A 21,789-nucleotide genomic window follows, 5' to 3' on the forward strand; every position below is an offset into this window, starting at 1 on the left:
CGACAGGCTCTCAGACGTGCGGGGCGTCGCGCGGCACGGTGACCGTCACCAGGAGGCCGTGCGGTTCGTGCGTGCCGTAGCGGATCGCTCCGCCGCCCGCCGCGAGCAGGGCGCGTGAGATGGAGAGGCCGAGACCGGACCCCTTGATGTTCTGGTGCCGGCCGCTGCGCCAGAAGCGGTCGCCGACGCGCTCCAGCTCCTGCTCGGTGAGCCCGGGCCCCCGGTCGGCGACGGTGACGGTCGCACCGGCCCCGTCGGTGCCCGCCGTGACCCGGACCTCCTGGCCCTCGGGCGTGAACTTCAGGGCGTTGTCGATGACGGCGTCGAGCGCGCTCGAGAGCGCGATCGGGTCGGCCCAGCCGGTGACCGCCGCGGCGCCGTCCAGGGTCAGCGTGACGCCCTTCTCCTCGGCGAGGGGACGCCAGGCGGCGACCCGTTCGCCGGTGAGGGCACCGATGTCCGTGAGCCGGAGGTCGGCCTCGGCGTGCTCGGCGAGCGCCAGGTCGAGCAGGTCGTCCAGGACGTTCGCCAGGCGCTTTCCCTCCGTGCGCACCGAGGCGATCTCCTCGTTGCCCTCGGGGAGTTCGAGCGCGAGGAGTTCGATCCGCAGGAGCAACGCGGCCAGCGGGTTGCGGAGTTGGTGGGAGGCGTCGGCGACGAAGGCGCGCTGCTGTTCCAGCACTTCCTCGACGTTGTCGGCCATCTCGTTGAACGACCTTGCCAGGCGCCTGAGTTCCGGGGGGCCTCCGGACGCGACGACCCGGGAGCGCATCCTGCCGCTGGCGATGTCGTGGGTGGCCGCGTCCAGGGTCCGTACCGGCAGCAGTACCCAGCCGGTGAGGCGGAAGGCCGCCCCCACCGCCACAAGCATGGCCACGGCCTCGCCGAGGGCGATGAGCAGCCAGCCGCGCAGGGTCCTGGAACGCATCTCGCCGGTGGGGGAATCGGTCACGACCACGGCGACCACGTCTCCGTCCCTGACCACTGGAGAGGCGACGGCGAGCCTGCCGCGCTGCCACGGCCAGACCTGGGCCGGGTCGTGGGACCGTCGCCCGAGCAGGGCCTCCCGGAACGCGCCACGGCCCTCGCCCTCGGCAGGCAGGGTCCAGCCTGACGGAGCCTTGGCGAGGGCCCGGTCGTCCCGGTAGAAGACCCCGGCACGGATGCCGTACACCGAGTCGTAGGCCCTGAGTTCGGTCTGCAGGATCCGGCGCCGCTCGTCCGACCCCTCGACGGGTTCGCTGACGAACTGGGCGAGTGCGGCGAAGCGGGCGGTGTCGTCGATGCGGTCGATGACGACCCGCTGCTGCTCTGCGGCGGCCACCCGGACGGCGAGCGGGAAACCCAGGGCGAGCAGCACGGCGGCCATGAGGACGATGAGCAGGGGCAGCAGACGGGTGCGCACGGGGCGTTACGTCCTCAGCCCGACGGCGGTACGAGCCGGTAACCGACGCCCCGCACGGTCTCGATCAGGGCGGGGAGCCGCAGCTTGGAGCGCAGCGACGCCACGTGGACCTCCAGCGTGCGCCCCGTCCCCTCCCAACTGGTCCGCCACACCTCGCTGATGATCTGCTCGCGGCGGAAGACGACGCCGGGCCGCTGCGCGAGGAGGGCGAGCAGGTCGAACTCCTTCCGCGTGAGCTGGACCTCCTGGCCGTCGACACTGACCCTGCGGGTGGGCAGTTCGATGCGGACGGGGCCGAGCAGCAGGGCCGCGAGCGGGGTGGACCCGGTGTCCTCGCCGGCCGTCCTGCGCCGGGCCACGGCGTGGATACGAGCGAGGAGTTCACCGGTGTCGTAGGGCTTCACGACGTAGTCGTCAGCGCCGAGGTTGAGGCCGTGGATACGCGAGCGGATGTCGGACCGCGCGGTCACCATGATCACCGGGATCGCCGACCGCTTGCGGATCTTCCCGCACACCTCGTAGCCGTCCTGGTCGGGCAGCCCGAGGTCGAGGAGCACGACCCCGAAGGGCTCCTTCTCGGCGGGCAGCAGCGCCTGCAGCGCTTCCTCGCCGCTACGGGCGTGCACCACCCGGAAGCCGTGGCGTGCGAGAACGGCTGACAGGGCCGCCGCGACGTGGTCGTCGTCCTCGACGAGCAAAAGCCTCAAGACCCCTCCCCTCCGTTCACGTTTCCGGGTCCCCTTTTCCGGTACAGCGGAAACTATCCGTGATGGCTGGCGGAAGTTCCGCCGGGTGAACCTTCGCGTACGGCGCCGATTCACGCCATCCCACATCAGGGCATCCACTCCGATGACGGGTACGCCAGTCAAGACCCTCCCGGTTACCAGCGGGTTTCCGTTACCCACCCGGTACGCCGATGAGCGGGCCGCGGTGTCCCGTTCACGCGGTGTGTCCGGCTGAGGCCGGATCGTTATGCTCAATTTCCGCTCAGATGTAATGACGTTCGTCGCACTGCGTCACTAGGGTCCTTCCCTAACCGAGGAGGACGGAGCAAGAAGCCGATGAGCGGAGTGTCAGTGACCAAGGCCGCCGAGGATGCCGCACCTGCGGGAGACGACCTTGTCGTACTGAGCAACGTCAACAAGCACTTCGGCGCGCTGCATGTGCTCCAGGACATCGACCTGACCATCGCCAGTGGCGAGGTCGTCGTAGTCATCGGGCCCTCCGGGTCCGGGAAGTCCACGCTGTGCCGCACGATCAACCGCTTGGAGACGATCGACTCGGGCGCGATCTCGATCGACGGCAAGCCGCTGCCCCAGGAGGGCAAGGAGCTCGCCAGGCTGCGTGCCGATGTCGGCATGGTCTTCCAGTCGTTCAATCTCTTCGCGCACAAGACGGTGCTCGAGAACGTGATGCTGGGCCAGACCAAGGTCCGCAGGACGGAGAAGAAGCTCGCCGAGGAGAAGGCCCGGGCGCTGCTCGACCGCGTCGGGGTCGGCGTACAGGCCGACAAGTACCCGGCGCAGCTCTCCGGAGGCCAGCAGCAGCGCGTCGCGATCGCCCGCGCACTGGCCATGGACCCCAAGGTCATGCTCTTCGACGAGCCCACGTCGGCGCTCGACCCGGAGATGATCAACGAGGTCCTGGAGGTCATGCAGCAGCTGGCGCGGGAGGGGATGACCATGGTCGTCGTCACCCACGAGATGGGCTTCGCCCGTTCCGCCGCGAACCGGGTCGTCTTCATGGCCGACGGAAAGATCGTCGAAGAGGCCACGCCGGACCAGTTCTTCAGCAACCCGCGCAGCGACCGGGCCAAGGACTTCCTGTCGAAGATCCTTCACCACTGATCCGCACGGCTGGTCCAGTGCCGGCTGAACACTCACATCGCGTCAACCCGAGGAATTCCATCATGCAGCTTCGCAAGGTCACCGCCGCGTCCGCCGCCGTGCTCGCTCTCGCCCTCACCGCCACCGCCTGCGGCTCCGACGACAAGGACGACGCCGCGGGCGGCGGCGGCAAGATCACGATCGGTATCAAGATCGACCAGCCCGGTCTCGGCCTGAAGACGCCCGACGGCAAGTTCGCCGGCTTCGACGTCGACGTCGCCACGTACGTCGCCAAGGAGCTCGGCTACGACGCCAAGAACATCGAGTTCGTCGAGACGAAGAGCGCCGACCGCGAGACCGCGATCGAGCGCGGCGACGTGAAGTTCATCGCCGCCACGTACTCCATCAACGACGAGCGCCTGCAGAAGGTCGACTTCGCGGGCCCGTACCTCCTCGCGCACCAGGACGTCCTCGTCCGCGCCGACGACGACTCCATCAAGACGCCCGCGGACCTGAACAACAAGAACCTCTGCTCGGTCACCGGTTCGACCTCCGCGAAGAACGTCAAGGAGAAGCTGGCCCCGAAGGCCCAGCTGCAGAACTACGGCGGCTACTCCGAGTGCCTCACCGGCCTGGAGAACAAGGCCATCGACGCCCTGACGACGGACGACTCGATCCTCGCCGGTTACGCGGCGCAGGACGTCCACAAGGGCAAGTTCAAGCTGGCCGGCTTCAAGATGACCAACGAGAACTACGGCATCGGCCTCAAGAAGGGCGACGCCGACCTCAAGAAGAAGATCGACGCCGCGCTGACGAAGATGGTCTCGGACGGTTCCTGGGACAAGGCGGTCGAGACCAACTTCGGCCCCGCCAACTACAAGAACGACCCCGCGCCGAAGATCGGCAACGTCGTCAAGTAGGGCTCCACTCTCCGGACGGTCCGAAGCCGGGCTGACGAGGTGCGCCGCCGCCGAGGCGGCGCACCGAGCCCTCCCCACACGTGGAAGCACGGGAGATCGTGTTCGACTTTCTTGAAGGTTACGACCTACTGGGGGCCTTCTGGGTGACGGTGAAACTCACCGTCTACTCCGCCCTCGGTTCCCTCATATGGGGAACGCTGCTGGCCGGTATGCGGGTCGGCCCGGTCCCCTTGATGCGCGGTTTCGGTACCGCTTACGTGAACATCGTCCGCAACATCCCGCTGACCGTCATCATCGTCTTCGCCTCGCTGGGCCTCTTCCAGACCCTGCGGGTCACCCTCGGTGGCGGCGGCAACTTCGAGGTCATCAACTTCCGGCTCGCCGTGCTCGCGCTGGCCCTCTACACCGCCGCCTTCGTGTGCGAGGCGCTGCGGTCGGGCATCAACACGGTGCCGGCCGGACAGGCCGAAGCCGCGCGTGCGCTGGGCCTGAGCTTCGTCCAGGTGCTGCGGCTGACCATCCTCCCGCAGGCCTTCCGCTCGGTCGTGAACCCGCTGGCCAACGTGCTGATCGCGCTGACCAAGAACACCACCGTCGCAGCGGCGATCGGCGTTCTCGAAGCGGCGACCCTGATGAAGTCGATGATCGAAGCAGAAGCCCAACTGATCCTCATATCCGCCGTCTTCGCGTTCGGATTCGTCTGCCTCACCCTCCCGACCGGGCTCCTGCTCGGCTGGGTGAGCAAGAAGGTGGCGGTGAAGCGATGACGACCTCCGTCCTCTTCGACGCACAGGGGCCGCGCGCCAAGCGGCGTAACATCCTGTACACCGTCGTCTTCCTCGCGGCCCTCGCCGCGGTGGCCTGGTGGGTGTACACCAGCCTCGACGAGAAGCACCAGCTCGACTGGGTCAAGTGGGAGCCGTTCTTCACGAGCCCGCAGCCGTGGGAGACGTACATCTGGCCGGGGTTCCAGAACACGCTCAAGGCCGCGTTCTTCGCCCTGCTGATCGCTCTCCCGCTCGGGGCGCTGTTCGGCATCGGCAGGCTCTCCGACCACCGCTGGGTGCGGATGCCCTCCGGTGTCGTCGTGGAGTTCTTCCGAGCCATCCCCGTCCTGATCCTGATGATCACGGCGAACGCCGCCTACGCGGAGTTCACCGACATCGCCACCGACGAACGTCTGCTCTACGCCGTCGTCACGGGCCTGGTGCTGTACAACGCCTCGGTGCTCGCCGAGATCGTGCGGGCCGGGATCCTCTCCCTCCCGCACGGGCAGACCGACGCCGCGAAGGCCATCGGCATGCGCAAGGGCCAGACGATGCGGTACGTGCTGCTGCCGCAGTCGGTCACCGCGATGCTGCCCGCGATCGTCAGCCAGATCGTCGTCATCGTGAAGGACACCGCACTTGGCGGGGCGGTGCTCACCTTCCCGGAGCTGCTGGCCTCGGTCCGCCCGATGAGCGCGAACTACGGCGCGAACACCATCGCGTGCTTCACGATCGTCGCGCTGATCTACATCGCGCTGAACTTCGCTCTCACCTCGTTCGCGAGCTGGCTCGAGCGCAGGCTCCGGCGCGGGAAGAAGAGCACGGGCACGGTGGTCGCCGCCGGCCCCGGCGGGGACATCAAGTCCATCGGCGATGCGCCGCTCGTCCTCCAGGACGGACAGGGGAACTGACGGTCCGTCGCTGACGGAACCACGGGGGGCGCCGGCGCATACGCCGCGCCCCCCGCCACGTCCCCCGGTCACTTGACGCAAGCACCGGCAATAGGTTGCATACGTTCTGTGATCCCGCCCCGAACAGCCCCCGCCGCACCCCTCCCCTCCCCCTCGACCCCGACGACCTGCGCCGGAGGGATCACACCGTGGACCCGGTGATCGTCGTCGGCGCCGGGCCGGTCGGTCTGGCGCTGTCGCTCGCTCTCGCCACCCAGGGCGTTCCCTCGGTCCTGCTCGACGAAGGCCCCGGCAAGGACGAACCCCGCCCCGCGCGCACCGTGGTGCTACGCGAGGACACCGCGGACCTGGTGGAGCGGCTCGGCTGCTCCGCGATCCGCGACGAGGGGCTGCGCTGGGCGGGCTGGCGCTCGGTACGGCGCAAGCAGCTGGTACGGGCGGTGCCCCTGGGCGACGAGGAGGGCTCTGTTCCGCTCCCCTCCCCCGTCCACCTGCCCCAGCACGCGCTCACCGGAGGACTGCGGGCGGCGGCCGCCGCACACGACCTGGTCGAGATGGTGCCGTTCAGCCGGATCGACACTCTGGAGCAGGACGCGGACGGCGTCACCGTGCACACCAGGGAGCCCGGTTCGACCTGGTGGCGGGGGAGTTTCCTGGTCGGGTGCGACGGCGCGCGCTCCACCGTACGCAAGCTGCTGGACATCAGGTTCCCCGGCCGTACGGCGGTCGAACGGCACGCGGTCGCCGCGCTGCGCGCCGAACTGCCCTGGCCGGGCGAGGCCGTGCTGCACCGATCACCCCCCTGGCGCTCGGGCGGTACGGAGGTGACCGCCCGGCCGCTGCCCGGCGGTGTCTGGCGGCTGGACTGGCTCCTCCCGCCGCGCGGCGAGCTGGTCACGCCCGACGCCCTGATCATCCGTATCCGCGACACCCTCGAGGGCTGGTGCGGCGAGACGCCGGCCTACGAACTGCTGGACACCGGGGTCTACACGCTGCACCACCGGCTGGCCAGGCGCTGGAGGTCCAAGCGGGCCTTCCTCGCCGGGGACGCCGCGCATCTGCTGGGCGCGCTCGGCACCCAGGGGCTGGACGACGGCCTGCGGGACGCCGAGAACCTGGCCTGGAAACTGGCGCAGGCCTGGCACCACGGTGCCTCCGAACTGCTGCTCGACAGCTACCAGGCCGAGCGCAGGGCGGCGGTCGCCGCGCGGCTCCGGGCCGCCGACCAGTCGCTGCCGATACTGCGCGGCGGTGCGGGCCTTCGCACGATTCTGCCGGGCGGCGCACGCGGGCACGACACCCTGCTCGCCGATGGCCACCTGGGGTGCGGGCCGCTGGGTGCGCCGCCGTCATACGCGCACTCCCCCCTTTCACCTCAACACGCCGAGGCGCACCTCTCGGTGGGCACGGCTCCTGGTGCGCCGGTCGCCGACGTGCGGGTGACGGCGCCCGACGGCAAGGCGGTCCGGCTGCGCGAGCGGCTGGGCCAGGGGCACCTGCTGGTGATCCTCGTCGCGCCGGGCACCGGGGTGTGGGACCGGCGGCACTGGCTCACCGCGGGGGTCATGCCCCGGCTGGTCGCGGCGGTGAACGCCCTGCCGGCGAAGGCCGAGCTGCTGGTGACCGAGAGCTACCCGGGGGCGACGGCCCATACGGTGCTGCTGGTCAGGCCGGACGGGCATCTTGTGGCCGCCTTCAGCGGCGTACGGCCTGCGGAGCTCCACGAGGCCGCCGACACGGCGCGCGGGGGTGGCGCGGGCACGGTGCACGGGGGCGGGGCGGGCACGGCGCCCGGGGACGGGGCGCGCACCACTGCGAGATCCGACCGAACCGCGGACGTCAATTGACCGTCGCAGGCCCACATGGTGTACTCCGGATCATGACCGACACCGACGTGCGCCTGTGGCGGAGGGTCCATATGGACCTGGTCCGCTATGCGGGCTGCGTGTGTCGCCCGTCCTGCTGAATCGCCTGCCCCGGCACCCCGCGCTTTCTTCGGCGCGCGGCTGTGCCTCCTCGCGAACTCCAGGACGGCCCCCTGTGTCTGCTTCCTCTTCCTTCCTGTCCACGTCCGCGCCGGTCGACGAGACCGACGTCCCGCCGGCGCCTGTGCCTGCACTCGCGCCTGCCGTCGAACCCTGCGCCCCGGCCGCGTCCACCCCCACCCCGACCGCCGCAGAACTGCTCGCCTTCGTCCGCCGGACCGCAAAGGACACCGCGCTCGTCGCCTCACTTCCCCACGATCCCGAGGGGCGCACCTGGCTGCGGCTGGAGGGGCCGGCTGGCAGCGAGGCGTGGCTGATCGCCTGGCCCCCCGGTACCGGCACGGGCTGGCACGACCATGCCGAGTCGACGGGAGCCTTCACCGTGGCGGCCGGCACGCTCAGGGAGCACTCGCTCGCCATGCGCCTCCCCACCGACGGCTGGAAGACCCTTGAACTCAGCGAGGACGTCGACCGGACACGGCGGCTGGCCACCGGGCAGGGCAGGGCCTTCGGCAGGCATCACGTGCACGAAGTGCTGAACGAGTCCGAACACGAGCACGCCGTTTCCGTGCACGCCTACCACCCGCCCCATCCGCAGATCCGGCGGTTCAGCCGTACGGGCGCGGTGCTCCGCCTCGAGCAGACCGAGCGCCCGGAGAACTGGCAGTGAGCGTCGATGACGGGAACCGTCCGGCGGAGCAGGTCGGCATCGACGAACTGGTGGACCGGGTCCGGGCGGGCTACACCCGGGTCGGCCCCGATGAAGCGGCAGCCGCTGCCGAGCAGGGTGCACTGCTCGTCGACATCCGCTACGCGGCCCTGCGCGAGGCGGACGGCCTGATCCCCGGTGCACTGGTCATCGAGCGCAACGAGCTGGAGTGGCGGCTCGACCCGCGCGGCAGCCACCGTGTCCCGGAGGCGGTCAGCCACGATCTCCGCATCGTGATCATCTGCAATGAGGGTTACGCGTCGAGTCTCGCCGTCGCCTCCCTGCGGCAGCTGGGGCTGCACCGGGCCACGGACCTGACCGGTGGTTTCCAGGCGTGGCGCGCGGCAGGGCTTCCCGTCGCTCCCGGGCTCCCCCCGGCGCCCTGACCCGATCCCTCTGCGGGCTCGGCCTCCGGGTGGCCGGCTGTGCTTGACCGGCCACCCGGGTGCCGAAAAGCCCCGAATGCCGCTCCGACACACCCGAACGCTGCTCCCCCGGTGAAGCTGTCAGCGCGTGCGACCGACATTCACCTCATCACTGAGGACCGGAATGTACGGAGATGCCGCGTCGATGGACACCGCTCAGCTCAACCCGGATCAGCTCGACGCCCAGGCCTCCCGGCTCCATGACACGGATGCGTGGCAGCGCATCGTCTCAGGCTGGGAGGCCACGACCCCCGACCCTCCATGCACCGACCCCGAGCACGCGTGTCCGGCGCCGGGGTCCGACCACGCGGTGTCCGGCGTCGGGGCAACGTGCGCGGTGCCCGCAGCGCAGGTCGCGTGCGCGGTCGCGGAAGTGGAGGCCGCGCCCGCGGCCCCCTGGGCGGAGCCCTTCGCCCCCGAGCACCTGCACCCGGCGCCCGCACCGCACGACGGAGCGCGGCTCACGGACCCTGCCGACTGGCGGACTCTCCTGTCCGTGCCCGTCGAGCAGCTGGTCGAGGAATCCCTCCGGACGCTCCCCGCGCTGCCCGGCGGCGAGCGAAGACTTCCCGGGCGTCTCGGCGCCTTGCTGCCCGACCACCTGCACGCCTGGCGCCGCATCGGGCAGCCCGACGTGCGCCCCTCCACCCACCTCGGCCACGCCCGGCGGATCCTGACGGAGTGGGGCTGGCAGAACACTCCCTATCGCCTGCGCAACGCACGTGGTGCGCGCTGTGTGTGCGGGGCCATGCTGACGGCCCACCGGCTCGGTCACGGCTCTCTCCGGACCGTCGACCGCGCAGGCGCCTGGATGATCACCGAGCTGCGCTCACAGGGCTGGACCGATCTGATCGGCCCCTGGAACCGGCATCCGGGCCGCACCGCCGAGGAGGCGCTCGCCCTGATCGACGCGACCATCCGGCGGGCTTCGATGGCGGGGGAATGACCGCGCCCGGAAAGCACCGGCCGTTTACATACGGTCCGCCTTCGCTGAACGCAGGTCGCCGCGACACGGATCGCGGTGAGACCGGCTGCTGAGTCGGGGCTTGACCCCAGGTATCCGCTCCTCCGCACCCGGATACGCAGCCTGCGGCGGTGGCCCCCTCCGCCACCGCAGTAGGCCTGCTCATCAGACCATGCGCGCGTGTCCCCCGACCGATGCGGCTTCAGGCCGTCGACCCCCCTGCGTGGAGCCGAAGGGCGCGATCCCCGTGCGTCCGCCCCGCTCCCCTCAGACCCCGGCCTCGTGCCCGGTGCCGGTCCCCACCGCCCCCGTCCGTTGTGCATCCGCCCCGGTCAGAAGGGCTCGTCCAACCCCTCGGTGTCCTCCCCCTCGGCCTCCAGCGCCTGACGCACCACGCGTAGCGCCATCCCCTCGCCGTACCCCTTGCGCGCGAGCATGCCCGCGAGCCGACGAATCCGCTTGTCGCGGTCCAGCCCTCTGGTGGAGCGCAGTTTCCGCGCGACGAGCTCCTTGGCGGTCTCCTCCTCCTGATCGGAGTCGAGCTGCCCGACCGCCTCGTCGATCAGCGCGGAGTCAACCCCCTTCGTACGCAGCTCGCGCACCAAGGCGCGGCGGCCGAGTCCCCTGCCGTGGTGGCGGGACTCGACCCAGGCGTCCGCGAACGCTGCGTCGTTGATCAGCCCCACGTCCTCGAACCGCGACAGCACTTCCTCCGCCGCCTCGTCGGGGATCTCCCGCTTGCGCAAGGCGTCCGCCAGTTGCTTTCGAGTGCGCGGAGTCCCGGTCAGCAGTCGCAGGCAGATGTTGCCTGCCTGCTCGACCGGGTCTCGCGGTTCCCCCTTCTCGGCCCTCGACGAGGAGGGGGAACCGCCGCCCCTGGAGTGGGAGCGGGATCGCCGCCCCGCCCCCTCGCCGAACCCGGCCCCCCGACCGGGCTCCGCGAGGGCCCCGGAGCCTTCTGCCGCGTACTCGGGACCGGGACCCGTGTCTGTTCCGGCACCCGACCATTCCGTGCGACGCGTCATCGCCTAGCTCTTGGCCGCCGCGGCCTTGACGGGCTTGGCCTTGGTCGCGGGAACCGGCACCGACTTGGCCGCGGCATCGGCCGGCGCACCCGTGGTGAGCTCGGCGTCGGCCGCGGGCTCCGCGAAAGGCTCCTCGGGACGGACACCGATGCCGAGTTTCTCGAGGATCTTCTTCTCGATCTCGTTGGCGAGATCGGGGTTGTCCTTGAGGAAGTTGCGGGCGTTCTCCTTGCCCTGGCCGAGCTGGTCGCCCTCGTACGTGTACCAGGCGCCGGCCTTACGGACAAAGCCGTGCTCCACGCCCATGTCGATCAGGCCGCCCTCACGGCTGATGCCCTGGCCGTACAGGATGTCGAACTCGGCCTGCTTGAACGGCGGCGCGACCTTGTTCTTGACGACCTTGACGCGGGTGCGGTTACCCACTGCGTCGGTGCCGTCCTTGAGGGTCTCGATACGGCGGATGTCCAGACGGACCGAGGCGTAGAACTTCAGTGCCCGGCCACCGGTCGTGGTCTCCGGGGAGCCGAACATGACCCCGATCTTCTCGCGGAGCTGGTTGATGAAGATCGCGGTGGTCTTGGACTGGTTGAGCGCACTGGTGATCTTACGGAGTGCCTGGCTCATCAGACGGGCCTGCAGACCCACGTGGGAGTCACCCATCTCGCCCTCGATCTCCGCACGGGGCACCAGGGCCGCGACGGAGTCGATGACGATCAGGTCCAGTGCGCCTGAGCGGACCAGCATGTCCACGATCTCCAGCGCCTGCTCGCCGTTGTCCGGCTGCGAGAGGATGAGGTTGTCGATGTCGACGCCGAGCTTCTTCGCGTATTCCGGGTCGAGAGCGTGCTCCGCGTCGATGAACGCCACCGATCCGCCGAGCTTCTGCGCGTTCGCGACGGCGTGCAGCGTCAGCGTCGTCTTGCCGGAGGACTCCGGTCCGTACACCTCCACCACGCGGCCGCGGGGCAGACCGCCGACGCCGAGCGCGACGTCGAGAGCGGTGGACCCGGTGGGGATCACCTCGATCGGCTCGTTCGGCCGCTCACCGAGGCGCATCACCGCGCCCTTGCCGAATTGCCGTTCAATCTGTGCGAGTGCGGCGTCCAGCGCCTTCTCGCGGTCGGTTCCTGCCATGGGTTCCACCCGATTTGCTTGAGTCGATCGCTTCACGTGTCAGACGCTAACCCCTGCCACTGACAATGGGCCTCGACGTCTTCCCGGCCTGTGGACAACTCCATGGTCGGGCCCGGGAAAACCCGGCCGGAATCCCATAAGAATGTATGTTCGATTTTGGTGTCAAGCGCACCGCGCCGGGCCGACACGACCGAGCGTAGCCCTCATGACGGTCGACAACGAGCAAGTCAATCAACTGTGACGTGAGCTGGTAGCTCTGTACGTCGCAGGTGTACGGCATCACGGATATCGACGGCACCCGTCCCGACGCCTGGCGCTACCTGGTGGAGGTCCAGGATGCCGGCCTGCCGGCGGATGTCACCGGCTACCGCTGACGGGATCCCGCCTCACGCCCCGTCGCCGCCCCGCACCGCGCGACGGAACCGCGACAGGAGCGGCACCCCGCGGCGCAGGCGCTGGCCGCCGTGCACCCTCGGGTCGTCGGTCACGTCGTAGCGCTTCACGTACGCCCCGAGGAAGGCCTGGAGCGTCGCGACGGCGGGAATGGCGATCAGCGCCCCGACCGCGCCCAGCAGCGCCGTCCCCGCGATCACCGATCCGAAAGCGACCGCGGGGTGGATGTCGACGGTCCTGGACGTGAGCTTCGGCTGCAGCACGTAGTTCTCGAACTGCTGGTAGACCACGACGAAGCCGAGCACCCAGAGCGCGTACCAGGGGTTCACGGTGAAGGCGATCAGCATGGGCAGCGCACCGGCGAGGTACGTGCCGATCGTGGGGATGAACTGCGAGACGAGGCCGACCCAGACAGCGAGGGCGGGAGCGTACGGCACTCCGAGGACGACCAGCAGGATGTAGTGCGCCGCACCGGAGACCAGCGCCATCAGCCCTCGCGAGTAGATGTAGCCGCCGGTCTTGTCGACCGCGATCTCCCAGGCGCGCAGCACCTCTGCCTGCCGGGAGGGCGGGAGTACGGAGCACAGCGCGCGCCTGAGGCGGGGGCCGTCGGCGGCGAAGTAGAACGAGAACAGGAAGATCGTCAGGAGCCGGAACAGTCCGCCGAGCACGGTCGTGGAGACGTCGAGCACTCCGGTCGCACTGTTCTGCACGTACTTCTGCAGCCAGTCGGAGTGGATAAGGCTGTCCTGGACCTCGACCCGGGAGAGCTCCGTGTGGAAGGTCTGGTTGACCCAGTTGATCACCGAGTCGAGGTACTTCGGGAATTCCTCGACCATGTCGACGATCTGGCCCGCGAGCATGGAGCCCAGCAGGAGCACGAACCCGACACCCGCGATCAGGACGCCCAGGAAGACCAGGAAGGTCGCCGGTCCCCTGCGCATCCCCCGTGCGGCCATGCGGCTGATGGCCGGTTCGATGGCGAGCGCCAGGAAGAAGGCGATGAGGATGTTGATGAGCAACCCGATGAGCTGGCCGAACGCCCAGCTGCCCAGCCGGAAGCACCCGTAGAGGGCCAGCGCCGTGACCATGGCACGCGGCAGCCACCTGGGCATGCGGACGGGGCCTGTCCCTGTCGGCGCACCCGGTGGTGCGGCCGGCGGGACGGACGGCGAGGCGGGCGGCTGGGTCTGAACGGTCTCGTCTGTCGGTGCCACGGGACAAGTCTCGCGCACCGGGCTGACATCAGGTCGCGTGGGCCGCCGGTGCCTGCGACGTGCGCGACCCCGCGGGGTGTCAGTGCCTGGCCGGCGGAACGCGGGCCGGAGCGTCAGCGCTTGTCCGCGGGGATGCCGACCGCGGAGCAGACCCCTCGCCAGACGTCCCTCGTCTCCCAGCCGGCGGCCAGGGCCTCGTACACCGTCCGGCCTCCGAGCTCGGCCATCACGTGGTCGCGCGCGAAGGACTCGGCGTAGGCCTCGCCGAAGTGGTCCGCCATCCGTTCCCAGAAAATCGTCAACCGCATGCCCTCAGTATCCCGCTCCTGAGAGTGCAGACGGGCCGGGCGAGCCCGGCCGGCGGCGGTTCGCCCCTACGGTCGGTCCATGGCCGGAACCGGAACAAGCCCCCTCGCCCGAGCCGAGCAGTTCATCTGGCTCACCGCACGCGTCCTCGAGCAGCGGCGGTTCGCGCATCTTTTCCTGCAAGGGAGCGCGGACGCCGTCGAGACCGCACTCGCCGCCTACAGGAACGAGGACGGTGGCTACGCCCACGCGCTGGAACCCGACCTCAGGGGGCCTGTGAGCCAGCCGCTGCACACGGCCCACGCACTGAGCGTCCTCGACTCGATCGACCGCTGCGGCGGTCTGCGCGTGGAGCGGATCTGCCGCTATCTGACCGACGTGTCGACCAAGGAGGGTGCACTGCCGGCCCTTCTCCCCTCGCAGCGGGGCTATCCCGCCGCCCCCTTCATCCCTGTGGTCGACGAGCCGCCCCCCGAGCTGCTCGCGACCGGCCCCGTGGTCGGGCTGCTGCACCGCAATCAGGTGTGGCACGCCTGGCTCTTCCGGGCCACGGACTTCTGCTGGGCCGCCGTGGAGGCACTCGAGGGGTCCCATCCGTACGAGATCGAGGCGGCCGTCGCCTTCCTGGACGGCGTACCGGACCGGGCGCGTGCGGAGTCCGCCGCCGCACGCCTGGGCAGACTGGTGCGCGAGCAGCAACTGGTGGTGCTGGATCCGGGGCGGAGCTCCGAGTACCCGGTCTCCCCCGGCTACGCCCCGGGGGAACACCACTTTCCGTACGACTACGCCCGCACCCCCGGGTCGCTGGCCCGTCGCTGGTTCACCGACGACGAGCTGGAGAGCGCGCTGGACCACCTGGCGGCGGAGCAGCAGGAAGACGGGGGCTGGCCGGTCGACTGGCGTCAGTGGGCCCCCGGTACGGCCCTGGAGGGCCGCCCCATCGTGACGCTCAGGGCGCTGCGGACGCTGCGGGCGTACGGGCGCGACCTCCGCTGACCCGCATGCCTCAGAAGAGGGCGCGCCCGGCCGCGGTGACCACGACGGCGGCCCCGACGACGACCAGGAAGGGGGCACGCAGGACGAGGGCGAGGGCGGCTGCGGCGAGGCCCGCGGCCCTGGCGTCCAGGACCAGTTGCTGATCGTCGCCGAAGGTCTGCTCGGCGGTGAGGGCAGCGAGCAGGGCCACCGGCAGGAGCGCCGCCAGCCGCTGTACCAGTGGACGCTCCAGCACTCCGGCGGGGACGAGCAGCCCAAGGAGCTTCGCGAGGTAGCAGCCGACAGCGGTGAGTCCGACCGCGATCCAGATGTTCATCGGCCCTCCCGGGGCGTCGTCGTGCCTTCGGTGGCGGAGTCGCCCCGGGTGTCAGGGCGGCGGCCCTTCAGGAAGAGGACGGCGGGGGCCGCGAGGGCGGCCATGAGTACGGGTGCACCGGCCGGAAGAACCGGCAGGAGGCAGAGGACGAGCAGGACCGCGAGGCCCGCGGTCACGCGCTCCGTGGTGCTCTTGAGCATCGGGGCGAGCAGGGCGAGGAACACGGCCGGACTCGCCGCGTCCAGCCCCCAGGCGTCGGTGTCGCCCAGCGCCTCGGCCCCGAGAGCGCCGGCCAGCGTGGTCAGGTTCCACAGGACGTAGAGGCTGAGCCCGGTGACCGTGAAGCCGATGCGTGCGGCACGCCGGGTGGGCTGGCCCAGGGCGACCGCCGTCGTCTCGTCGATGACCCACTGGGCGGCGAACGGGCGCAGCATCCGCGGAACGGCCAGCAACGGGGACAGGCGCAGCCCGTAGAAGGCGTTTCGGACGCCCAGGAAGAACGCCCCGGCTGCGGCGGTGTAGGGGTTCCCGCCCGCCGCGAGAGCGCCCACGAGTGCGAACTGCGAGGCCCCGGTGAAGACGAGCAGGCTCAGGGCGCAGGTCTGGAGAAGGGTCAGTCCGGAGCCTGCCGAGGTCACGCCGAAGGCGAATCCGGAGAGGCCCACGGCTATGCCCACGCCGAGCGCGTCCCGGACGACCGCGGCGTCGGGCTTACTCCCGGGCGGGCCCGGTGGATCGCCGGCGAAGGTGTTCTGCGGGGGTGCTGTCTGTTCTGCCACGCCCGGAACGCTACGGGGAGGGATCCCCGCCGGTCTTGTACGTTCTTGCGCGCTCTCGCCGGTAGGCCCCCGGGGGCACTCCGACGATCCGGGTGAAGTGCCGGTTGAGGTGGGGCTGGTCGGTGAAGCCGACTGCGGCCGCTGCGTCCGCCGGCGCGGATCCGGCGTCGAGTATGCGCCGCGCACGGCGCACCCTGGCGTCGGTGAGCCAGGTGTGCGGGGGCATCCCGTACCGCTTCCTGAAGGCCCGAAGGAGTGCGAAGGGGCTGGTGCCGAGTTCGGAGGCGAGTGCCCCGAGGGTCGGTGGCCGTTCCATCCGCTCCTCCAGCACGGCGCGGGCGCGGGCGGCGTCACAGGCACCGGCACAGTGCGGCGCCCTGGTCGGCAGCACGCTGCCGTGCCGGTCGAGCAGCCCGGCGACCAGCACGCGCAGGACGCTGTCGGCGGCCAGCGCGTTGCCCTCCTCGGCGGCCCTGTGGACCTCGGTGATCAGCCGGGAGGCGTGCGGGTCGCGTACACCGGCCTCTGCGAAGCGGACCGTGCCGCGCAGGCCGGCCACGTCGGCGGCGATGTCGTTGATCACCTGCGCGGAGGGGTAGAGCGTGGCGTACACCCATCCCTCGGCCACTCCGGCGCGCGCGGTGTGCGGCACCTCGGGATTGATCATGACCACGGTGCCGGGCCCCGCTCGCAGGCTGCCGCCGGGGAGTCCTATGTCCTCCACGCCGCTGGTGACGGCGGCGAGGACGTAGCCCTCGTGGCTGTGACGCGGAAAGGCGTGGCGGACGTACCTGGCACGCAGCAGGTCGAGGTCCGGCAGCTCCGCGTACTGCCAGTGCCTCGCCCATTCCTGCGTGGTCCGCGCCTCTGCCATGTCCGTATCCTCGCAGGTCCCAGCGGTGGACGGCAGCCGTGAAGGTGAGCGCCAGGATCGTCCACCGGCCGTTGTCGGTGCCGGGGTGCACGATGGGGGGCATGGCCGGTTCAGCACTCGACTCGTTCTCACCCGCGACCCGCGGCTGGTTCGCGGGTGCTTTCGACGCGCCCACCGCGGCGCAGGAGGGTGCTTGGCGGGCGATCGGCGAGGGTTCGGACGTGCTGGTCGTCGCCCCGACCGGATCGGGCAAAACGCTCGCCGCCTTTCTCGCCTCCCTGGACCAGCTGGCGGCCGTCCCGCCGCCCGCCGAGGCGAAGAAGCGCTGCCGCGTGCTCTACGTGTCGCCGATGAAGGCGCTCGCGGTCGACGTGGAACGCAATCTGCGGTCGCCGCTGACCGGAATCCGCCAGGAGTCCGTGCGTCTGGGCCTGCCGGAGCCGCAGGTGCGGGTGGGGATCCGTTCCGGCGACACCCCTCCGGCCGAGCGCCGCTCGATGGCGACGAGGCCCCCGGACATCCTGATCACCACCCCGGAGTCGCTGTTCCTGATGCTCACCTCCTCGGCCCGCGAGGCGCTCGCCGGGATCGAGACGGTGATCATCGACGAGGTGCACGCCGTGGCGGGGACCAAGCGCGGGGCACACCTCGCCGTGTCCCTGGAGCGTCTGGACGAGCTGCTGCCGAGGCCCGCGCGACGGATCGGCCTGTCGGCGACGGTCAGGCCGGTCGACGAGGTGGCCCGGTTCCTGTCGCCGCAGCGGAAGGTGGAGATCGTCCAGCCGCCCTCCGCCAAGGAGTTCGATCTGTCCGTCGTGGTCCCGGTGGAGGATCTGGGCGAGCTGAGCGGCTCTCCCGCCACGGGCGACGAGGGCGGGCAGGCCGAGAAGCCGTCCATCTGGCCGCACGTCGAGGAGCGGATCGCGGATCTCGTGCAGTCGCACCGCTCCACGATCATCTTCGCCAACTCCCGGCGGCTGGCAGAGCGACTGTGCAACCGGCTCAACGAGATCGCCTACGAGCGCGCGACGGGCACCGCCTTCGAGGAGCCCTCGGCGAGCGTCGGCCCGTTGCCCGAGGCCCACTCCCCCGCCGAGATCATGGCTCAGTCGGGGGCGGCCAGGGGAGCGCCCGCCCTGCTCGCCCGCGCACACCACGGATCGGTGTCCAAGGAGCAGCGTTCCCAGGTCGAGGAGGACCTCAAGGCGGGCAGGCTGCCCGCCGTGGTCGCCACATCGAGCCTGGAGCTGGGCATCGACATGGGCGCGGTCGACCTGGTGATCCAGGTCGAGTCGCCGCCGTCCGTCGCCTCGGGTCTGCAGCGCGTGGGACGGGCCGGTCACCAGGTCGGGGCGGTGTCCACCGGTGTGGTCTTCCCCAAGTACCGCGGCGATCTCGTGCAGGCCGCCGTCGTCACGGAGCGCATGCGCGAGGGAGCCATCGAGTCCCTCCGGATCCCTTCCAACCCGCTGGACGTGCTCGCCCAGCAGATCGTCGCTATGGTGGCGCTCGACAGCTGGCAGGCCGACGACCTGCTGGCCCTCGCCCGCCGGGCGGCCCCTTTCGCGTCGCTCCCCGAGTCGGCGTTCACCGCGGTGCTCGACATGCTCGCCGGGCGCTACCCCTCCGACGCCTTCGCCGAACTCCGCCCGCGGGTGGTGTGGGACCGCGTCGCGGGGACGGTCACCGGGCGCCCGGGCGCCCAGCGGCTGGCGGTCACCTCGGGCGGCACGATTCCCGACCGAGGGCTCTTCGGGGTGTTCCTGGCGGGCGCCGATCCGAAGAAGGGCGGCGGACGCGTCGGTGAACTCGACGAGGAGATGGTCTACGAGTCCCGGGTCGGCGACGTCTTCACACTGGGCACCACGTCCTGGCGGATCGAGGACATCACCAGGGACCGGGTACTGGTCTCCCCGGCTCCCGGGGTTCCCGGACGGCTGCCGTTCTGGAAGGGCGACCAGCTGGGCCGTCCGCTGGAACTGGGCCGTGCCCTGGGCGCGTTCCTCCGGGAGATCGGCGCGCTGTCCGGCGAGGACGCCAGGCTCCGGTTGCTCGCCGCGGGTCTCGACGCGTGGGCGGCGGACAACATCCTGTCGTACCTGGACGAGCAGCGCCGTGCCTGCGGCCATGTCCCGGACGACCGGACCGTCCTCGTCGAGAGGTTCCGGGACGAGCTGGGCGACTGGCGCGTCGTGGTGCACTCGCCGTTCGGCGCCCAGGTGCACGCCCCCTGGGCGCTGGCCCTGTCCGCCCGGCTCGGCGAGCGCTACGGCATGGACGCGCAGGTCATGCACGCGGACGACGGCATCGTCCTGCGGCTGCCCGACGCCGATCTGATGGGCCTCGACCTCCTCGACTTCGACCCCGCCCGAGCCGGCGGGAGCGGCGGTGGCGCCGACGGTCAGGGCATGGCTTTCCCCGCCGCGGGGTACGACAGCGACCAGCCGCCCGTAGCGGCCGCCGACGTGGTCTTCGACAAGGGGGAGATCAGTCAGCTCGTGACCGACCAGGTCGGTGGGTCCGCCCTGTTCGCCTCCCGGTTCCGCGAGTGCGCAGCGCGTGCGCTGCTGCTCCCCAGGCGCAGTCCCGGAAAGCGCACCCCCCTGTGGCAGCAGCGCCAGCGCGCGTCGCAACTGCTCCAGGTGGCTTCGGAGTTCGGCTCGTTCCCGATCGTCCTCGAAGCCGTCCGCGAGTGCCTGCAGGACGTCTTCGACGTGCCGGGTCTCACCGAGCTGATGGGCGACCTGGAGGCCCGGCGTGTCCGCCTGGTCGAGGTGACCACACCCGAGCCGTCCCCGTTCGCCCGCTCGCTCCTCTTCGGCTACGTCGCGCAGTTCCTGTACGAGGGTGACTCACCCCTCGCCGAGCGCCGGGCGGCGGCCCTCTCGCTCGACTCCCACCTCCTGGCCGAACTGCTCGGTCAGGCCGAACTGCGCGAGCTGCTCGACGCCGAAGTCCTGGGCGAACTGGAGCGTGAGCTGCAGTGGCTGACGGACGACAGGAAGATCAAGGACGCCGAGGGCGTCGCCGATCTCCTGCGCGTCCTCGGTCCCCTCACCGACGCCGAACTCGCCGAGCGCGGAGCGGAATCGACGTGGGCACCGGCGCTGGAGACGGCCAGGCGGGCCATCCAGGTCCGGATCGGCGGCGCTCCTCACTGGGCAGCCGTCGAGGACGCGGGGCGACTGCGTGATGCGCTCGGCACCGCTCTCCCCGTGGGCGTACCCGAGGCGTTCACCGAGCCGGTCAAGGATCCACTCGGCGACCTCCTCGCCCGTTACGCCCGTACGCACGGCCCGTTCACCGCCACGCAGGCGGCGCACCGCTTCGGCCTGGGCACCGCTGTCACGGACGGGGCGCTCCAGCGGCTCGCCGCATCCGGCAGAGTCGTCCAGGGGGAGTTCCACCCGGCCGGAATCGGCCAGGAGTGGTGCGACGCGACGGTCCTGCGGAGGCTGCGCCGGCGATCGCTCGCCGCGCTCCGCCAGGAGCTGGAGCCGGTTCCGCCCGCGGCCCTGGCCGGCTTCCTCCCCCAGTGGCAGCACATCGGCGACAACAGCCTGCGCGGGATCGACGGACTGGCCCGCGCCATCGAACAGTTGCAGGGCGCCCCGGTCCCCGCGTCCGCCCTGGAGAAACTGATCCTGCCGAGCCGGGTCCCGGGATACACCCCCGCCCTGCTCGACGAGCTCACCACCACCGGCGAGATCGTGTGGGCGGGAGCGGGCGCCCTCCCCGGCAAGGACGGCTGGCTGTCTCTGTACCTCGCCGACAGCGCACCCCTGCTCCTGCCGCCTCCCCACCCGTTGGAGCAGACCGCGCTGCACGAATCCGTACTCACCGTCCTTTCCGGCGGATACGGGCTGTTCTTCCGGCAGATCGCCGACCAGGTCCGTGCCACCACCCATCCGGACTGCACCGATCCGCAACTGGCCGACGCACTCTGGGACCTGGTCTGGTCGGGGCGTCTCACCAACGACACCCTCGCCCCCCTGCGCTCGCTCCTCGGCTCCGGCCGCACGGCGGGTTCCACCGCGCACCGGGCGAAGCGCAATGTGCCGCGCGGGCGCTACGGGTCACTGACCGCCGCAGCCCGTCCCGCGTCCCGTACGGGGCCGCCGACCGTGTCGGGGCGGTGGTCGCTCCTGCCTCCGGCCGAGCCCGAACCGACCCCCCGCGCGCACGCCCTGGCCCGGACGCTCCTGGACCGCCACGGCGTGGTGACCAGGGGTGCCGTGCAGGCCGAGGGTGTCGAGGGCGGGTTCTCGGCGGTCTACCGCATCCTCGCCGCCTTCGAGGACAGCGGGCAGGCCCGCCGCGGTTACGTCGTCGAGGGCCTGGGAGCTGCCCAGTTCGCGATGGACGGCGCCGTGGACCGGCTCAGGGCGGCGTCGACGGCGCGCGACCGGGCGGACCCGGGCACCGCCTCCCGCGCCCTGGTCCTCGCGGCGGCCGACCCCGCCAACGCGTACGGCGCCGCCCTGCCGTGGCCCGAGTCGCCGGACGGCGCGGGTCACAAGCCGGGCCGCAAGGCCGGGGCACTGGTCGTCCTCGTCGACGGCGAGCTGACGCTCTACGTGGAGCGTGGCGGCAAGTCCCTCCTCGCATGGCCCTCCGATCCGGCCGACCCCGCACTCCGCGCGGCGGCCGAGGCGCTGGCTTCGGCGGCCCGCGCCGGGACGCTCGGCACGGTCACTGTGGAGCGGACCAACGGCGCTTCCTCGCTGACGTCACCGCTGGGCCGCACCCTGGAGGCCGCCGGCTTCCTTGCCACGCCGCGAGGGCTGCGCCTGCGCGCGTGACTCCACGCCGCGAGTCCTGCGCCTGTCCGCCGACA

At 71.0% G+C, this 21,789-nt stretch carries 20 protein-coding genes and 1 pseudogene; 12 read left to right on the forward strand and 9 right to left on the reverse strand.

What is annotated here, in order from left to right:
* Positions 1–10 precede the first annotated feature (10 nt).
* The gene (locus ACFU5K_RS05430; RefSeq protein WP_384057148.1) at positions 11–1,405 is read right to left on the reverse strand and encodes an ATP-binding protein; all 1,395 of its coding nucleotides are present in this window, start codon (positions 1,403–1,405) and stop codon (positions 11–13) included.
* Positions 1,406–1,419: 14 nt separating this feature from the next.
* On the reverse strand, positions 1,420–2,112 hold the full coding sequence (locus tag ACFU5K_RS05435) for a response regulator transcription factor (RefSeq protein WP_384057151.1): 693 nt from the start codon (positions 2,110–2,112) through the stop codon (positions 1,420–1,422).
* A 354-nt stretch (positions 2,113–2,466) separates the two neighbouring features.
* On the opposite strand from ACFU5K_RS05435, the gene ACFU5K_RS05440 reads away from it, so the two are divergent.
* The 9 genes from ACFU5K_RS05440 to ACFU5K_RS05480 all read left to right on the forward strand — a co-directional run bounded on the left by ACFU5K_RS05440 (position 2,467) and on the right by ACFU5K_RS05480 (position 9,894).
* Positions 2,467–3,252, forward strand: coding sequence for an amino acid ABC transporter ATP-binding protein (locus tag ACFU5K_RS05440; protein ID WP_327113807.1), 786 nt, complete (start codon positions 2,467–2,469; stop codon positions 3,250–3,252).
* Between the two features lie 62 nt (positions 3,253–3,314).
* The gene (locus ACFU5K_RS05445) at positions 3,315–4,151 is read left to right on the forward strand and encodes a glutamate ABC transporter substrate-binding protein (protein ID WP_384057154.1); all 837 of its coding nucleotides are present in this window, start codon (positions 3,315–3,317) and stop codon (positions 4,149–4,151) included.
* Between the two features lie 98 nt (positions 4,152–4,249).
* Entirely contained in the window at positions 4,250–4,918 is a 669-nt protein-coding gene (locus tag ACFU5K_RS05450) for an amino acid ABC transporter permease (RefSeq protein WP_384057157.1), read from the forward strand.
* Complete coding sequence (locus ACFU5K_RS05455; protein WP_384057160.1) at positions 4,915–5,829, forward strand: amino acid ABC transporter permease; 915 nt, start codon at positions 4,915–4,917, stop codon at positions 5,827–5,829. The genes ACFU5K_RS05450 and ACFU5K_RS05455 overlap by 4 nt, the downstream gene beginning before the upstream one ends.
* Before the next feature lie 188 nt (positions 5,830–6,017).
* Entirely contained in the window at positions 6,018–7,676 is a 1,659-nt protein-coding gene (locus ACFU5K_RS05460; RefSeq protein WP_384057163.1) for an FAD-dependent monooxygenase, read from the forward strand.
* Between the two features lie 71 nt (positions 7,677–7,747).
* The gene (locus tag ACFU5K_RS05465; RefSeq protein WP_309506048.1) at positions 7,748–7,795 is read left to right on the forward strand and encodes a hypothetical protein; all 48 of its coding nucleotides are present in this window, start codon (positions 7,748–7,750) and stop codon (positions 7,793–7,795) included.
* A 143-nt stretch (positions 7,796–7,938) separates the two neighbouring features.
* On the forward strand, positions 7,939–8,484 hold the full coding sequence (locus tag ACFU5K_RS05470) for a cysteine dioxygenase (protein WP_384057245.1): 546 nt from the start codon (positions 7,939–7,941) through the stop codon (positions 8,482–8,484).
* Complete coding sequence (locus tag ACFU5K_RS05475; RefSeq protein WP_384057167.1) at positions 8,481–8,909, forward strand: rhodanese-like domain-containing protein; 429 nt, start codon at positions 8,481–8,483, stop codon at positions 8,907–8,909. The genes ACFU5K_RS05470 and ACFU5K_RS05475 overlap by 4 nt, the downstream gene beginning before the upstream one ends.
* A 184-nt stretch (positions 8,910–9,093) precedes the next feature.
* Positions 9,094–9,894: a hypothetical protein gene (locus ACFU5K_RS05480; RefSeq protein WP_384057170.1), complete on the forward strand. Its 801-nt coding sequence runs from the start codon at positions 9,094–9,096 to the stop codon at positions 9,892–9,894.
* Between the two features lie 350 nt (positions 9,895–10,244).
* Here the strand turns inward: ACFU5K_RS05480 and recX are convergent, their stop codons facing one another.
* Positions 10,245–10,937: a recombination regulator RecX gene (recX, locus tag ACFU5K_RS05485; protein ID WP_384057173.1), complete on the reverse strand. Its 693-nt coding sequence runs from the start codon at positions 10,935–10,937 to the stop codon at positions 10,245–10,247.
* A 3-nt stretch (positions 10,938–10,940) separates the two neighbouring features.
* Complete coding sequence (recA, locus tag ACFU5K_RS05490) at positions 10,941–12,071, reverse strand: recombinase RecA (protein ID WP_384057176.1); 1,131 nt, start codon at positions 12,069–12,071, stop codon at positions 10,941–10,943.
* Between the two features lie 263 nt (positions 12,072–12,334).
* Between recA and ACFU5K_RS05495 the strand changes: the two are divergent.
* A pseudogene (locus tag ACFU5K_RS05495) lies at positions 12,335–12,445 on the forward strand (short-chain dehydrogenase); the annotation flags it as partial.
* A 12-nt stretch (positions 12,446–12,457) separates the two neighbouring features.
* On the opposite strand, the gene ACFU5K_RS05500 reads toward ACFU5K_RS05495, so the two are convergent.
* Positions 12,458–13,579 carry an AI-2E family transporter gene (locus tag ACFU5K_RS05500; protein ID WP_384057247.1) on the reverse strand — a complete coding sequence of 374 codons (1,122 nt, stop codon included), beginning with the start codon at positions 13,577–13,579 and terminating at the stop codon, positions 12,458–12,460.
* Between the two features lie 215 nt (positions 13,580–13,794).
* Entirely contained in the window at positions 13,795–13,989 is a 195-nt protein-coding gene (locus tag ACFU5K_RS05505; RefSeq protein ID WP_384057179.1) for a DUF3046 domain-containing protein, read from the reverse strand.
* Positions 13,990–14,068: 79 nt separating this feature from the next.
* Between ACFU5K_RS05505 and ACFU5K_RS05510 the strand changes: the two genes are divergently transcribed.
* On the forward strand, positions 14,069–14,983 hold the full coding sequence (locus tag ACFU5K_RS05510; RefSeq protein ID WP_384057182.1) for a hypothetical protein: 915 nt from the start codon (positions 14,069–14,071) through the stop codon (positions 14,981–14,983).
* A gap of 10 nt (positions 14,984–14,993) precedes the next feature.
* Here the strand turns inward: ACFU5K_RS05510 and ACFU5K_RS05515 are convergent, their stop codons facing one another.
* Genes ACFU5K_RS05515 through ACFU5K_RS05525 form a run of 3 tightly spaced genes read right to left on the reverse strand, consistent with a single transcriptional unit; the run spans position 14,994 to position 16,952 of the window.
* Positions 14,994–15,299: an AzlD domain-containing protein gene (locus ACFU5K_RS05515; RefSeq protein ID WP_384057185.1), complete on the reverse strand. Its 306-nt coding sequence runs from the start codon at positions 15,297–15,299 to the stop codon at positions 14,994–14,996.
* Positions 15,296–16,078: an AzlC family ABC transporter permease gene (locus ACFU5K_RS05520; protein WP_384057188.1), complete on the reverse strand. Its 783-nt coding sequence runs from the start codon at positions 16,076–16,078 to the stop codon at positions 15,296–15,298. Before ACFU5K_RS05520 ends, ACFU5K_RS05515 begins: the two co-directional genes overlap by 4 nt.
* Positions 16,079–16,088: 10 nt before the next feature.
* Positions 16,089–16,952: an AraC family transcriptional regulator gene (locus ACFU5K_RS05525; RefSeq protein ID WP_384057190.1), complete on the reverse strand. Its 864-nt coding sequence runs from the start codon at positions 16,950–16,952 to the stop codon at positions 16,089–16,091.
* Positions 16,953–17,053: 101 nt separating this feature from the next.
* Between ACFU5K_RS05525 and ACFU5K_RS05530 the strand changes: the two genes are divergently transcribed.
* Positions 17,054–21,754 carry a DEAD/DEAH box helicase gene (locus tag ACFU5K_RS05530; RefSeq protein WP_384057193.1) on the forward strand — a complete coding sequence of 1,567 codons (4,701 nt, stop codon included), beginning with the start codon at positions 17,054–17,056 and terminating at the stop codon, positions 21,752–21,754.
* Positions 21,755–21,789 lie beyond the last annotated feature (35 nt).

Source organism: Streptomyces sp. NPDC057428 (assembly GCF_042803195.1).
Classification (GTDB): domain Bacteria; phylum Actinomycetota; class Actinomycetes; order Streptomycetales; family Streptomycetaceae; genus Streptomyces.

Bases quoted from the DNA above. Each gene is read 5' to 3' on its own strand.
- recA (WP_384057176.1), bottom strand. From the start codon at position 12,071: ATGGCAGGAACCGACCGCGAGAAGGCGCTGGACGCCGCACTCGCACAG.
- ACFU5K_RS05525 (WP_384057190.1), bottom strand. From the start codon at position 16,952: ATGGCAGAGGCGCGGACCACGCAGGAATGGGCGAGGCACTGGCAGTAC.
- ACFU5K_RS05510 (WP_384057182.1), top strand. From the start codon at position 14,069: ATGGCCGGAACCGGAACAAGCCCCCTCGCCCGAGCCGAGCAGTTCATC.
- ACFU5K_RS05530 (WP_384057193.1), top strand. From the start codon at position 17,054: ATGGCCGGTTCAGCACTCGACTCGTTCTCACCCGCGACCCGCGGCTGG.
- ACFU5K_RS05445 (WP_384057154.1), top strand. From the start codon at position 3,315: ATGCAGCTTCGCAAGGTCACCGCCGCGTCCGCCGCCGTGCTCGCTCTC.
- recX (WP_384057173.1), bottom strand. From the start codon at position 10,937: ATGACGCGTCGCACGGAATGGTCGGGTGCCGGAACAGACACGGGTCCC.
- ACFU5K_RS05480 (WP_384057170.1), top strand. From the start codon at position 9,094: ATGGACACCGCTCAGCTCAACCCGGATCAGCTCGACGCCCAGGCCTCC.
- ACFU5K_RS05505 (WP_384057179.1), bottom strand. From the start codon at position 13,989: ATGCGGTTGACGATTTTCTGGGAACGGATGGCGGACCACTTCGGCGAG.
- ACFU5K_RS05455 (WP_384057160.1), top strand. From the start codon at position 4,915: ATGACGACCTCCGTCCTCTTCGACGCACAGGGGCCGCGCGCCAAGCGG.
- ACFU5K_RS05440 (WP_327113807.1), top strand. From the start codon at position 2,467: ATGAGCGGAGTGTCAGTGACCAAGGCCGCCGAGGATGCCGCACCTGCG.
- ACFU5K_RS05515 (WP_384057185.1), bottom strand. From the start codon at position 15,299: ATGAACATCTGGATCGCGGTCGGACTCACCGCTGTCGGCTGCTACCTC.
- ACFU5K_RS05500 (WP_384057247.1), bottom strand. From the start codon at position 13,579: ATGCCCAGGTGGCTGCCGCGTGCCATGGTCACGGCGCTGGCCCTCTAC.